Origin of the sequence: Ralstonia sp. PBBBR1 (genome assembly GCF_002256165.1) — a bacterium.
Lineage (GTDB): Bacteria > Pseudomonadota > Gammaproteobacteria > Burkholderiales > Burkholderiaceae > Ralstonia > Ralstonia thomasii.
The window spans coordinates 264837-278790 of the sequence record NZ_NKIL01000004.1 but is presented as its reverse complement, the minus strand read 5'-3'; the positions used below and the strand labels follow the sequence as shown (position 1 = coordinate 278790).

General features: G+C 65.0%; 10 protein-coding genes. 8 read left to right on the top strand and 2 right to left on the bottom strand.

The genetic code is table 11. The features are described from left to right. Nucleotides 1-74 precede the first annotated feature (74 nt). Nucleotides 75-977, top strand: coding sequence for a LysR family transcriptional regulator (locus CFE42_RS07455; RefSeq protein ID WP_004631317.1), 903 nt, complete (start codon nt 75-77; stop codon nt 975-977). A 118-nt stretch (nt 978-1095) separates the two neighbouring features. Here the strand turns inward: CFE42_RS07455 and CFE42_RS07450 are convergent, their stop codons facing one another. Further along, nucleotides 1096-2745, bottom strand: coding sequence for an APC family permease (locus CFE42_RS07450; RefSeq protein ID WP_024542347.1), 1650 nt, complete (start codon nt 2743-2745; stop codon nt 1096-1098). Between the two features lie 362 nt (nt 2746-3107). On the opposite strand from CFE42_RS07450, the gene CFE42_RS07445 reads away from it, so the two are divergent. After that, nucleotides 3108-4352, top strand: coding sequence for an MATE family efflux transporter (locus tag CFE42_RS07445; RefSeq protein ID WP_004631319.1), 1245 nt, complete (start codon nt 3108-3110; stop codon nt 4350-4352). Between the two features lie 21 nt (nt 4353-4373). On the opposite strand, the gene CFE42_RS07440 is transcribed toward CFE42_RS07445, so the two are convergent. Beyond that, nucleotides 4374-4970: an XRE family transcriptional regulator gene (locus tag CFE42_RS07440; protein ID WP_004631320.1), complete on the bottom strand. Its 597-nt coding sequence runs from the start codon at nt 4968-4970 to the stop codon at nt 4374-4376. A gap of 87 nt (nt 4971-5057) precedes the next feature. Here CFE42_RS07440 and kbl point away from each other — a divergent pair, with 87 nt between their 5' ends. The 6 genes from kbl to pgaB all read left to right on the top strand — a co-directional run bounded on the left by kbl (nt 5058) and on the right by pgaB (nt 13954). Beyond that, nucleotides 5058-6275, top strand: a complete 1218-nt coding sequence (kbl, locus tag CFE42_RS07435) for a glycine C-acetyltransferase (RefSeq protein ID WP_004631321.1) — start codon at nt 5058-5060, stop codon at nt 6273-6275. After that, nucleotides 6275-7258: an NAD-dependent epimerase/dehydratase family protein gene (locus CFE42_RS07430; protein WP_004631322.1), complete on the top strand. Its 984-nt coding sequence runs from the start codon at nt 6275-6277 to the stop codon at nt 7256-7258. The genes kbl and CFE42_RS07430 overlap by 1 nt, the downstream gene beginning before the upstream one ends. A gap of 109 nt (nt 7259-7367) precedes the next feature. Then, nucleotides 7368-7610, top strand: coding sequence for a hypothetical protein (locus tag CFE42_RS07425; protein ID WP_004631323.1), 243 nt, complete (start codon nt 7368-7370; stop codon nt 7608-7610). 578 nt (nt 7611-8188) lie between these two features. Next, nucleotides 8189-9202, top strand: a complete 1014-nt coding sequence (locus tag CFE42_RS07420) for a response regulator transcription factor (protein ID WP_004631324.1) — start codon at nt 8189-8191, stop codon at nt 9200-9202. A 73-nt stretch (nt 9203-9275) separates the two neighbouring features. Continuing rightward, complete coding sequence (gene pgaA / locus CFE42_RS07415; protein WP_004631325.1) at nt 9276-11741, top strand: poly-beta-1,6 N-acetyl-D-glucosamine export porin PgaA; 2466 nt, start codon at nt 9276-9278, stop codon at nt 11739-11741. A 50-nt stretch (nt 11742-11791) separates the two neighbouring features. Further along, nucleotides 11792-13954, top strand: a complete 2163-nt coding sequence (pgaB, locus tag CFE42_RS07410; protein ID WP_037044265.1) for a poly-beta-1,6-N-acetyl-D-glucosamine N-deacetylase PgaB — start codon at nt 11792-11794, stop codon at nt 13952-13954.

Here is a 13954-nt window from a genome sequence, read left to right as displayed (position 1 = left end):
GACAGCAGATTAGGTGCAAGCGCGGTGCGCGATAAGGGGACATAATCCGCACGGGTTGTGCGAAAAGGCGAACAATGAAAATCGATCTGGGTGATCTGAATGCCTTCGCGGCGGTGGCGCAGGCCAAGGGCTTCCGCGAAGGTGCAAGACTGATGGGCGCGAGCGCATCCGGGCTCAGCGAGGCGGTGCGGCGGCTGGAGACGCAGCTCGGTGTGCGCCTGCTGAACCGCACCACGCGCAGCGTCTCACCCACCGAAGCGGGGCAGCGTCTGCTGAGCCGCCTGCGGCCGGCCTTGAGCGAGGTGGAAGCCGCGCTCGATGTCGTCAACAGTTTCCGCGAAAGGCCGGCCGGCACGCTAAAGCTCAATGTGCCGATGAGCGCCGCGCGGCTCGTGTTGCCCGCCATCATCCCGGGCTTTCTCGACGCCTATCCCGAGATACAGCTGGAGGTCGTGGCGGAAGAGAGCTTTGTTGACATCCTGGCTGCGGGTTTCGACGCAGGCATCCGTTATGACGAGCGGCTCGAACAGGACATGATCGCCGTTCCGATCGGCCCGCGATCGCAGCGCTTCGCAACGGCAGCGGCACCCGGCTATCTCGATCGACGCGGCCGCCCAAACCATCCGCGCGACCTGCTGGACCACGCTTGCCTGCGTGGGCGATTTGCGAGCGGCGCCATGCCGCCGTGGGAGTTCGAGCGCGACGGTGAAGTGGTCAATGTTGACCCATCGGGCCCGCTGCTCGTCCGTATTGGGGGCGCGATCGATCTTGTCGTGGACGCCGCCGTTGCCGGCGTCGGCGTCGTGCATCTCTACGAAGACTGGCTGCGTCCACATTTGGCCAGCGGGGCGCTCGAGCCAGTGCTCGAGGCATGGTGGCGTCCGTTCCCAGGGCCGTATCTCTACTATCCGGGGCGGCGGCTTGTGCCGGCTCCGCTCAGGGCGTTCATTGATTTCGTCAAGGCCGGTTCGGACTAGGACGCGATCCCAGCTTTAGCGGCCGTGGCTCTCGCTGCGGCATCACCGCAGCAGTGCAAGAAAAAACGCCCGCCGGCAGAACCGGTCGGGCGTTTTTCTCCAGCGTGCAACAACGGTGTCAGACGCCTTGCGGGACTTCGCGCGGTGCACGCTTGCGGCTGCGCACCTCGGTCTGCTCTTCGTGCACGCTGTCCACCTCATCCAGGTAGCGCGTGTGCCAGCCGCTGGCCACGCCCCAGTGGTAGAAGAACAACGAGAGCACCGCCACGATGCCCATGTCCCAGCCGTACGGGATGTAGCCGTGGCCGCCGAACTCCGTGCTGCCGCAGTACGACAGCGCGGCGATGGTCGGCAGGTAGGCGATCATCCACCACGCGCCCTTGAGTTCGGTCTTGAAGTCGGGCCAGCCGGCCTTGGCCTGGTAATAGAAGTACACGGGCAGGGCCACCAGCATCAGCACGATGATCTCTCCGGTCAGCGGCCACTTGGCCCAGTACAGGATGAGCGATGCGCACACAAACGCGAACGGCGCGATGAGCGACAGCCCCGGCAGACGCAGCGGACGATGCAACTGCGGCGAAGTGCGGCGCAGTGACATCACGCTGATCGGGCCGGTCAGGTACGAGATGACCGTCGCCACCGAGATGACAGCAGCCAGCGCGCCCCAGCCGCGGAAGAAAAACAGGAAGATGAACGACACCGCCAGGTTGAACCACATGGCCGGGCGCGACACACCAAACAACGGGTGCACGCGGCCGAAGATGGCTGGCATGGTGTTGTTGCGCTCCATCGCATAGATCATGCGGGTGGTGGTGGCCATGTACGTGCTGCCGGTGCCCGACGGGCTGACGAAGGCATCGATATACAGCACGATGGCCAGCCAGTTCAGGTTCAGCGCAATCGCCAACTGTGCGAACGGCGAGTGGTAGTCAATGCCGTGCCAGCCGCCCACCAGCGCCTCAGGCGGTACCGCACCCAGGAAGGCCACCTGCAGCGCCACGTAAATCACTGCGGCCAGCAGGATCGACCCGATCACCGCGATGGGCACGTTGCGGCCCGGGTTGCGTGCCTCGCCCGCCAGGTTGATCGGGCTCTGGAAACCGTTGAACGCAAACACGATGCCGCTGGTGGCAATGGCGGTCAGCACGGCAGACCAGCCGTACGGCGCAAAGCCCTGTCCTGCCACATTCGCGCCCGTGCTCATGCCAAAGTTGCCTGGGTGGAAGCCCGCGGCAACCAGCGCCACCGCCGTCGCGGCCGGAATGATGAACTTGAAGATCGTGATGGCGTTGTTCGCCTTGGCAAATACCTTCACGCCCCAGTAGTTGAGCAGGAAGTACACGACGACGAGCACTGCCGACAGCACCAGCCCAGGCGGCGTCAGCTCACCGTGCTGGAACAGCGACTGCGCCCAGGGCCACGGCCAGCTGCTCATGTACTGGATGGACGCCTCGGCTTCGATGGGGATGACGGTGACGATGGCGATCCAGTTGGCCCAGGCCGCCACGAAGCCCACCAGCGAGCCATGCGAGTAGCGCGCATAGCGCACCATGCCGCCCGATTCCGGAAACATTGCGCCCAGTTCGGAATACGTCAGGGCAATGGCCAGGATGACGATGGCGCCGATGATCCAGGTAAAGATGGCTGCGGGGCCCGCGACCTTTGCAGCGTGGCCGGCGCCGAACAGCCAGCCGGAGCCGATGATCGAGCCCAACCCGGTCAACATCAATGCCCAGGCGCCGAGATTGCGTTGTACGTTTTTTTCCAAGAGGAGTCTCCGCCCCGGCGAGTCGGAAGTTCGACAGGGCACCGCGGTTTGCTTACCAGTCCGCTTAGTTCTACCGAGGCGACGCTGTTTGGGCGCCGCCCGCCGTCCTATGTGGTGGGTCTCACCAGCCCAGGACATGCGTGTGCTGGGTGACGCGTAGCATCAACCGCACCTGTCCGGCCGCGATGAAAGGCAAAACACGGTGTCTGCCTTCCGGGGGGATTCGCGTATAGTCATCGGCGACGTTGTGCGGGGTACCACACTTGCCGCCCGATTCCGGAGCCCGCAATGGGGCGCAATGATAGCGAAATCGTGAGCGGTTGCACCGCCTTTTTCATCGTTCCTCGCAGTTTTTCCTCCCTATGGAGTCCTCTTTCGCCCCTTCGGTTGCACCTGCGTCACCCGCGCGGTGGCACCGGCGCGTGCTGACGCTGGCGTTTCCCATCGTGCTGGCCAATCTGACGCAGCCGATCCTGTCGGCCGTGGATACCGCCGTGGCGGGGCACTTGCCGGGGCCGGAATACATCGGCGGCGTGGCGCTGGGCGGGGTCTTCTTCAACTTCGTGTTCTGGGGGTTTGGCTTCTTGCGCATGGGCACCACGGGGCTGGTGTCGCAGGCACACGGCGCGGGCGACACACAGGCGTTGCGGGCGAGCGTGGTGCGCGCGCTGCTACTGGCCTTTGCCATTGGAGCGGTATTGCTGGTGCTGCAGGTGCCGGCGATCCGGATCACGCTGGCGCTGCTCGGTGCGAGCGAATCCGTCACCCGCATGGCCGAGGTGTATTGCCACACACGCATCTGGTCGGCGCCGTTTGCACTGGCCAACTACGTGGTGCTCGGTACGCTGCTCGGGCGACAGCAGGTGCGGCGGGCGTTGCTGCTGCAGGTGTTCATCAACACCGTCAACATGTTGGCCGTGCTGACCCTCGTGCTGGGTGCCCGCATGGGCGTCGGCGGTATTGGCGCCGCAACGGCGCTGGCTGATATCGCAGGGTTTGGGCTCGGCATGCTGCTGCTCTGGCTGCAACGGCCCACTGGTCTGCCGCCGCTCACGCGCGCCGAACTGCTTGCCCGCAACGCTTGGCGCCGCCTGATGGGGCTGAACACCGACATTTTCCTGCGCACGCTTTGCCTTTTGGCTGCCTTCGGCTGGTTTGCCCACGCAGGGGCCAGGCAGGGCGATGTGGTGCTGGCCGCCAACGCGCTGCTGCTCAACTTCCTGACCTTCATGGCTTACGGGCTGGACGGCTTCGCACACGCAGCCGTGGCGCTGGTGGGCGCCGGCATCATCGGCATGCTGACCGATCAGGCCGCTGTGCGTGAAGCCGCGCGCCACTATTTGGTGTGGGCAGCGTTGCTGCCGATCGTGTCGGTATGGGGCTTCCAGTTTGACGGGGTGTTCATCGGCGCGACGCGCACGCGTGAACTGTTGGTGACGATGGCCGTGGCGGCTGCCGCGTTCTTGGGCTTGTCAGTCACGCTGCAGCCGCTGTGGGGCAACCACGGGCTGTGGTTGTCGATGCTGGGGTTCATGGCGTTGCGTGGGCTGATGCTCGGGGTGCTGCTGCCGCGCGTGTGGCGCGCGCCTGAACTGCAGGCAGCCTAGGCAGCAGCCGATCTGCAGCGCTTACTGCGCGTATTCCACCACCAGCAACGCCGTCGCCACCGTCTTGCCGGCGTTTGAGATGGCGTGCTGCACATCCCCCGGATAGCGCGCCGATTCCCCATGCCGCACCTTCTTCTCGCTCGGGCCGGATTGCACCGTCACCGTGCCGCTCAGCACCGAGATGTGCTCCTTCGAGCCCAGCTCGTGCGGCTCTGACGCCAGCACGCCGCCGGGCTGGATCGCCAGTTCATACCATTCAAAGCGCGCTGCCAGGTCGACGGGGCCAAGAATCTTCAATTCGCACTTGCCATCCGGGCTTTTGATGACTGGGATGGAGTGAGCGGGGATGACCGTTACCGCGGGCGCCGCATCGGCCGCGCCTTCGGGCGACAGAAAATCGGCCAGCCCCACGCCAAGCGCGGTGGCCAGGCGCCACAGCACGGCGACAGTCGGGTTGGCCAGGTTGCGCTCCACCTGCGAGAGCATGGATTTGGACACGCCTGCGCGCCGCGACAGTTCATCGAGCGACAGCTTGCGCGCCTGGCGCAGCGCTTGCAGCTTGGCGCCAACGGCGGGCGGGCCGTCGGCAAGGACATCGGTGGCGGGGGCTTGTGCCATCGGTTGGTATCTTGTAAATTGAACAAATTATTCGATATATCGAACTTGTTCGGTTTATCGATCAACAAAGTCTACAGGAGCAGCACCATGGGGACAACGCAGGCCAGCGCTACGACCGACGCCTTCTACGCGCACATCCGCCGTGAACTGGACGCCATCGAGGAAGCCGGTCTCTACAAGACCGAGCGCATCATCACCTCGCCGCAGGGCGCTGTGATCCGCACGGCTGACGGCAAGGAGGTCATCAACCTCTGCGCCAACAACTACCTCGGCCTGTCGTCGCACCCGGAGGTGCTCAAGGCGGCGCACGAGGCGCTCGACACGCACGGCTTTGGCCTCAGCTCGGTGCGCTTCATCTGCGGCACGCAAGACCTGCACAAGACGCTGGAAGCGCGGCTGGCGAAGTTTCTCGGCACCGAAGACACGATCCTCTACGGCTCGGCGTTCGACGCCAACGGCGGGCTGTTCGAAACGCTGCTGGGCGCGGAAGACGCGGTCATCAGCGACGAGCTGAACCACGCGTCCATCATCGATGGCATCCGCCTGTGCAAGGCGCAGCGCTATCGCTACAAGCACAACGATCTGGACGACCTGCGCGCGCAATTGCAGGCCGCCGACGCGGCGGGCGCGCGCTTCAAGCTTGTGTTTACCGACGGCGTGTTCTCGATGGACGGCACCATCGCCCGGCTGGATGAGATCCGCGCCATCTGCGATGAATTCGGTGCGCTGCTGGGCATTGATGAATGCCATGCCACGGGCTTTCTCGGCAAGCGGGGGCGCGGCTCGCACGAACACCGCGGCGTGTTTGGCAAGATCGACATCATCACCGGCACGCTGGGCAAGGGCCTGGGCGGTGCATCGGGCGGCTTCACGAGTGCGCGCAAGGAAGTGGTGGCACTGCTGCGCCAGCGTTCGCGGCCGTATCTGTTCTCGAACACGGTGGCGCCGTGCATTGTCGGGGCCACCATCAAGGTGCTCGATCTGCTGGAAGCCGACACCGCGCTGCGTGACAAGCTGGAAGATAGCGCGCTGTATTTCCGCCGCAAGATCGTCGAACTGGGCTTCGATATCAAGCCGGGCGACCATCCCATCGTGCCGATCATGGTGTACGACGCACAGAAGGCGCAGGCATTGTCCAAACGCCTGCTCGAGTTGGGCGTCTACGTGGTCGGCTTCTTCTACCCGGTGGTGCCCAAGGGGCAGGCGCGCATCCGCGTGCAGATCAGCGCAGTGCACGAGCGCGTGCAACTCGATGCGGCGCTCAAGGCGTTTGAAACCGCCGGCAAGGAACTGGGGATTATCTGATGAGCACCGGTATCAGCGCGAATGTTGGAACGGCGCCGCGCATCCTCATCATCGGCGCCAACGGGCAATTGGGGACGGAGCTGGCCGCTGCGTTGGCCGAGCGCTACGGCAACGGCAACGTGGTGACCAGCGACATGGTGCCCCGGGGCCGCCACCCGCAGGTCCGCCACGAAACGCTGGATGTGACCGATCGCGGCCAGCTGCGCGAGATCATCGAGCGCCACGGCATCACGCAGATCTATCACCTGGCGGCGGCGCTGTCGGCCGCGGCAGAGCAATCGCCCACGTGGGGCTGGGCGCTCAATATGAATGGCTTGCTGAACGTGCTGGAAGCGGCGCGCAATCATCAGCTCGAGCGCATCTTCTGGCCCAGCTCGATCGCCGCGTTCGGGCCCACCACCCCTGCGGACAACACGCCGCAGAGCACGATCATGGAGCCGAGGACCGTCTACGGCATTTCGAAGCTGGCGGGAGAGGGCTGGTGCCGCTGGTATTTCGAGCACCACGGTGTGGACGTGCGCAGCCTGCGTTATCCGGGCCTGATCTCGTACAAGACCGCGCCGGGCGGCGGCACGACGGACTACGCCATCGACATCTTCCATTCGGCCGTCAAGGGCGAGCGTTATACGTGCTTTCTTGAGCACGACGAGGCGCTCCCCATGATGTATATGCCCGACGCCGTGCGCGCCACCATCGAGTTGATGGAGGCGCCCGCCGAACGCATCAGCGAGCGCGGTAGCTACAACCTGGCAGGCGTGAGCTTTACGCCGGCGCAGCTGGCTGCGGAGATCCGCCGGCACCGTCCGTCGTTCGAGGTGGCTTACGCGCCGGATTTCCGCCAGGCGATTGCGGCCAACTGGCCCAATTCCATCGACGACTCGGTTGCCCGGCGCGATTGGGGCTGGAAGCCCGAATACGGTGTGGCAGAGATGACGGCCGACATGCTGCAGAACCTGGGGCACTTGGCTGCGCACCCCGCCTAGCCAGTTTCAGTCAGCGGAATTGCGGGCATTGCACGGCGCTGTTTTCTGTTTCGCTTCGATCGGTTGTGTTCAACAATGCAGCATGGCCATCACTTCTCGTCCCTGCCGCATGCCCCGTTCGACGCCCGACCCCGCGCCGCGCCATCGCGACGATCCGCCCGCCAAGCGCATATGGTGGGTGCCGGTGCTGCGCATGTCGGTGGCCGCGGGCGTGGTGGCAGCCATTCCGCACACTTCGATTCAACTGCCGTTCGCCGACGGGGCCTGGATGCTGCATACGGCCGCCGGCCTCATCTTCGTGGTGGGCGCCATCGACAGCCTTTTCCTCTTTGCCATGCGCCATAAGCCCTGATGGGGCGCATCGGCCATCTATGCGCCCGCGGTCCAGGCGATGATGTGGCGCCTGTCGCGCTCACTCGGTAAGTTTTAAAACAGGTTGTAAAAACGTTCAGTGGACAACCGGCGGGATGATCCAGCCTGTCGTCACACGCCTCCGATTCGTAACCAAATCGTTACAGAAATGGAGTGGATTTGCGGCGTCGCACCAATCGCTGCTGCTGGCCGCCAATCCTTTGCCACAGTGGGTTTCCACCGCCTTCTGCACGACGTCATTTGTGCTCCAAGTGTAAGCAGATGTTGCGCTGCACGTAGGTGGCCCGATGCTTGCTCTATGTCCTGCGGTCACTCTGTATGTGCAAGGCAGTTCCGCCACATGCAGACAGGTTTTTCCAATAAGCGAATCCGGAACCGGATTGGTCCCCACGGTCCCCACGGCATTCGCACTTCGCTTCTCCAGAGCCGGCACATCGCCGGCGGCAGGGCGCTTCTTTTGGACGGTCCCGGGGTTTCGACGGTCATATGCGTGCTCGCTCGCAGCTGCAGGTGTGTGCGCGCTTGACCGGAATCGCTTCACAAGAAAACGAGGAAACCATGAAAGCAGTCCTGCTGGAGAATCATCCGTTGCTACGAGCCGGACTTGCGCAGTTGCTCGCGCATCCCACCCTCGGCCTGGAGGTCATCGCCCCGGCATTGCCTGCTGGCGTCCCTGGCGAACTGCATGCTTGCGATGAACGCGCCGACCTGCTCGTCATCGGTTTGGACGAGGCCGATGGCCCGACTGACGCCGGCCAACTCGCTGCCCAATTGCGCGAGGCCATCGACAGCAGCGAGGCCAGCCGGGTGGTGCTGCTCGCGGCCAGCCTGTCTGCCGACGAGGCGCACGTTGCCATGACGTGCGGTGTGGACGCTTACTGCGCCAAATCGCAACCGCAGGAAGTCTTGCTGGCCATGCTGCGGCTCGTGCTGGCCGGCGGCCAGTCGTATCCGGCGCTGATGCCACGTGCGGCCAGCGCGGCCTTGCCGATGCTCTCGCTGGATGCGTCCGAAGCGGCGCAGCGGCTGAATGTTTCGCTGCGACAGTACGAAGTGCTCGTGTTGCTGTCGCGCGGCCACTCCGTCAAGGGTGTCGGTCGCCTGCTGGGCATTTCGGAAGCCACCGTCAAGACGCACGCGTGCACGCTGTATCGACGCCTGAACGTGCGCAACAAGAGCGAGGCGGTCTACGCCGCCATGCGCCTGGGGATTCCGCTGGAACTGCAGGGCGGGGCTGCCGCCACCATCGGCGCTGGATCTGCACAGACATCCGTCCAGGTGTCTGGCGATGCGCAAGACGCAGACCTGTTCGTGCAAACCGCTGCACGCACACCGACTCCGCTCCAGGCCAGCGCACCGGCCCGAGACGCGGTGATGGCGTCTTCCTCCCCCCAGATGGGGGCGCCCGAGCGGACGAATGCATCGGTGAACGCATCGGTCACTGAACTGGGCGCCGAATCCCGCTGGGCCGCCATGACGCGGGCCTTTGGCGGCGTGACCGGCGGTGTAGCTCCTGCCAAGCCGATGCGCGCCCCGGTGCGCACCGCCAACGGTACGGCCCGCCTCGGCTGACGCAGCCCAGGCACCTCTTCATGCAATGCGGATGACGTGCGCCTGCACGGGCCGCCCACTGGACATGACAACAATGACACCCCACGAGCCACTCTCCTGGAGCCTGCCAGCCGAGCGCACCCGCGCGGCTGTGGCATGGCATCCCCGCCGCTGCGCAATTGCTGCCGCCACCGTTGTGGTGGTCGGTACGGTGCCCATGATCGCGCACGCCGCGACCGACGCTGCTTCCAGCGCGGCCACGCGTCGCCTGATCGACACGCAGTTGGCCGACGCGGCGGGCAAGGGCCCGGCCACCTCTGCATCTACCACCGTCATCGTCGGCGGTGACGATCTGCCGGTGTCTCCGGCCAGCACGCTGCTGGTTGCACAACAGGCGGTGCCGCCCGCAGAGTCGTCCGTCACGACATCGCCCGCGGCAACCACGCAGGCCCCCGCATCGCCGATGCCTGCTGGCCAGGCAGCCCCCCCGGCGCCTCCGTCTGCACCGCCGTCGCCTACGGTGATCCTGCCGCCGGGCGCTCCGACACCGGACCCGGCTGCACAGGCGCCGGCCATGCCGTCGGGCCCGAGCGCTCAGGGTCCGGGTGCCCTGGAACCGCTACAGGTGTCGCCGGAAGCCGCCAATGCCGCCGCCACACATGCCGCCGGCAATGCCCCCGACAACGCGCCTGTCGGCCCGATGCCGACCGACCGCCAGGCCTTTCACGATGAGGTCATGCGGGAGTCGCGCGAGGGCGCAGCCACGCTGGCGCAAGAGCATCTGCGCGAGCACCCGGACTGGTTCAAGGAGAGCGAATCGTGGCACGTCGACCATGCGGCCGCCGCACAGCGCATCCGCTGGGGGCGCCAGCAGTTGAAGGTCATCAACGGGCCGGAACGCTTCGTCATCATCGATCAGGCCGTGGCCGAGATCGAGGTGCTGCTCAAGAAGGTGCCCGATACGCCAGAGAACGCAGAGTTCCGCCAGGAGATTGTGGCCGATGAAGTGGTGGCTCTGGCCTCGCGCGGGCGCATGAAAGACGCCGTCAAGCGCTACCAGTCCATGTCGCAGGCGGGCAAGGTGCCAGCGTACACGCGTGTGGCCGCAGGTGATGCGTATGCGTATCTCGATACGCCCGACAAGGCTGCCGATGCCTACGCCCGTGCGCTCAAGGATGCGAGCCCCGGCGAGATCGAAACCGGTGACGTTCAGGAAGGCCTGTTCTACGCCATGCTGGATACGGGCCGCTTTGAAGACGCCCGCGCGCTGCTCGACAAGATGAAGGCGGACAACCCGGAATACGTGCGGCTGGCGCCGGAAGCCGGCACGCCCAACCCCGATTACTCGCGCATCAAGCGGCTGGAAGCGCAGTACCTGATCCTGACGGGCCGCACGCACCAGGGCATTGCCGAGCTGGACAAGTGGCGCCACGAAGCGCCGTTCGCCGCCTCGCTCGTCAGCGCTCGTGCCGACGGCGCGATGGTGCAGACCGAGCCGTACCGCTCGCGCGACATGTACAAGACGGCGCTTGCCGAGCACCCGGATGACCTGAGCGTGGTGGCTGGCTATGGCCGCGCGTCGCTGGCGGTGGACGACCTGAAGACGGCCAAGGATGTCGCCAACGGACTGGACGAGCGCTTTCCGGAGAACGGCTCCGTGCACGCGCTGCGCAAGGATCTGGACGTCTATCAGAGCCCACAGCTCATCATCGAATCCACGGCGGACAAGGGCAATTCAGTGTTCGCCAACAACGAATTCGGCATCAGCACCAAGGCTTACAGCGGCCCGTTTGCCGATCACTACCGCCTGTTCTTCCACAATTTTGCCGGCCGTGCGCAGTTTGACGGCGCATCGCAAAGCCGCGTGCGCAACGGCGCTGGCCTGCAGTGGTTCGACACCGGCGTCGAAGTGAATGGCGAGGTGCACCAGTCGGTGGGTGCGGCGGGCAAGACCGGCGGCACGCTTGATGCCGCGTGGATCCCGAGCGATCACTGGAAGGTGTCGGGCATGGTCACCAACGATGACCTGGAGGTGCCCTACAAGGCGTACCAGGTGGGCGTGACCGGCAAGACCCTCAGCGGGAACGTGCGCTACACCTGGGATGAAACGCGCTACGCGTCGTTGACGTACGGCGTGTCGCGTTACACCGACAACAACCTTCGCAAGCGCTGGGCGGCGAACTTCTACCAGCAGGTGTTCACCTCGCCGCGCCACACCGTCGGCGTGCTGCTGGGGGCCGATACCAGCACCAACACCATGACCGGCCTGAACTACTTCACGCCGTCGCGCGACTACAGCGGAACGGCCACCGCCATCTGGTCGTGGACGCCCTGGCGCTATGCCGACAAGTCGTTCACGCAGCGCCTGTACCTGACTGGCGGCGTGTACAACCAGCAGTCGTTCGGCAACAGCCCGATGGTCGAAGCGCGGCTGGAACATGTGTGGCAGATCAATCGCAAGACGCAGGTTTCCTACGGCATCGGCTTTGGCCGCCACCGTTACGACGGCCAGCCCGAGAACCGCAAGTTCCTGTACCTGAACCTCAACATTCCGCTGTGATGCCCATGCAAGCTCTCCGACAACCGTCATTGCGACGATTCATCGCCTGGATGGCCTTGGCCGTGGTGCTGGCACTCGTGGCCGCCGTTCGCCCTGCTGCCGCCGTCCAGGTCGACTTTCTGCCCAAGCCCGATCCGGACGACGGCAAGACCTTCCGCGTGCTGTGCTTTCACGACATCCGCGACAACCTGCGCGCCAGCTTCGAGACGCTGCCCGACGGGTTTGCCGTCGATACCAAGATGCTGACGAACATGTTCAGCTGGATCCAGGCCAACGGGTACCACCCGGTCACGCTCGCGCAGATCGATGCGGCGCGCCGTGGCGGCAAGCCGCTGCCCAAGCGCCCGATCCTGCTGACGTTCGATGACGGCTATGAAAGCCACTACACGAAGGTCTTCCCGCTGCTCAAGCAGTTCCGGTTCCCCGCCGTGTTCGGTCTGGTGACGGAGTGGACCAACGCCCCACCCGGCGCGAAGATCAAGCTGTCGGACAAGCAGATCGTGCCGCGGGACTTCTTCATGAACTGGAACCAGATCCGCGAGATGCAGGCCTCGGGCCTGGCCGAGTTCGCCACCCATACGCAGGACATGCACCACGGCGCGCTGGGTAACCCGCAGGGCAACGAGATGCCGGCGGCCAGCACGCACGAATACCTGCGCAACCTGGGTCGGTACGAAACCGATGATGAGTACCGCAAGCGCGTGCGCGACGACCTGCAGCGCAGCGTTGACATCATCCAGAAGAACGTGGGCACCAAGGTGCAGACCGTGGTGTGGCCGTATGGCGCGCACAACCTGATGCTTGACCAGGAGGCCGCCAACGTGGGCCTGAAGTACATGCTCACGCTGGAGCCGGGCCCAAACACGCCCGACGTGCCGCTGACCGCCATCCGCCGAAGCCTGATGGGCTACGACACCAACACCGGCGATCTTGAGCGTTCGCTGCGCGAGCCCGTGACCCACCACGGCGAGATCAACCCTGTGCAGCGGGTGGTGCAGGTCGACATGGATTACATCTATGACCCGGACCCGAAGCAGCAGGAAGCCAACCTCGGCAAGCTGATCGACCGCATCAAGGACCTCGCGCCGCGCGTGGTCTACCTGCAGGCCTTCGCCGATCCGAAGGGCAACGGCGCCGTGGACGCGGTGTACTTCCCGAACCGGCACATGCCGGTGCGTGCGGACCTGTTCTCGCGCGTGTCGTGGCAGCTGAAGACGCGGGCCAAGGTGGAGGTGTACGCCTGGCTGCCGATGCTGTCGTACAAGCTGCCGGCCAACAACCCGGCCGCCACGCACCTCGTGCAGTCGTTGCCGGGTGCGCCGCAGAAGCCGGGCACGGTCAAGCCGCCACGGCTGTCACCGTTCGATCCGCAGGCGCGCCAGATGATCCGCGACATCTATGAGGATCTGGCCAAGAACTCGATCATCGACGGTGTGCTGTTCCACGACGATGGCGTGCTCGATGACTACGAAGATGCCAGCCCCGCTGCGCTCAAGGCCTACGAGGCCATGGGCCTGCCCGGTGACATCAACCAGATCCGCCAGTCGCCCGAGCTGATGCGCAAGTGGTCGCGGGCCAAGACCGCTGCGCTGATCTCGTTCTCGAAAGAGTTGATCGCGGTGGCGCAGGGCTATCAGAACGGCCGCGACATGCTGACTGCGCGCAACATCTTTTCGGGCCCGGTGCTCGATCCGAAGGCTGAAACGTGGACGGCGCAAAACTATGACGACTTCCTGGAAGCGTACGACTACGTGGCGCTCGAAGCCATGCCGTATATGGAAGAGGCCAAGGACCCGAAGGACTGGATGAAGAAGCTGACCGCCGCCGTGGCCAAGCACAAGGATGGCTTGAAGAAGACCATCTTCGAGCTGCAGGCGGTGGACTGGCGCAACCAGGACAAGCCGATCCCGACGACCGAACTGCGTGACCAGATGCGCGCGCTGCGCTCGGCCGGTGCGCTCAACTACGGCTACTACCCGGATGACTTCATTGCCGGTCGGCCCGATACCGAGGTGCTGCGCGATGTGATGTCGCTCAAGACGTATATCGAGACGCGCAAGCCGCCGGGCGGCAATGCGGCAAGCGTCGAGAAGCTCAACAGCAGCGCTGCGCCGCAGAGCCAGCCGCCAAAGGCCGGCGAGGCGGCTGCAGACAAGAAGCCCGCGACGACGGAAGCGGCCGCGCCGTCCCACACCAACAAGGCGGGAGGCTGA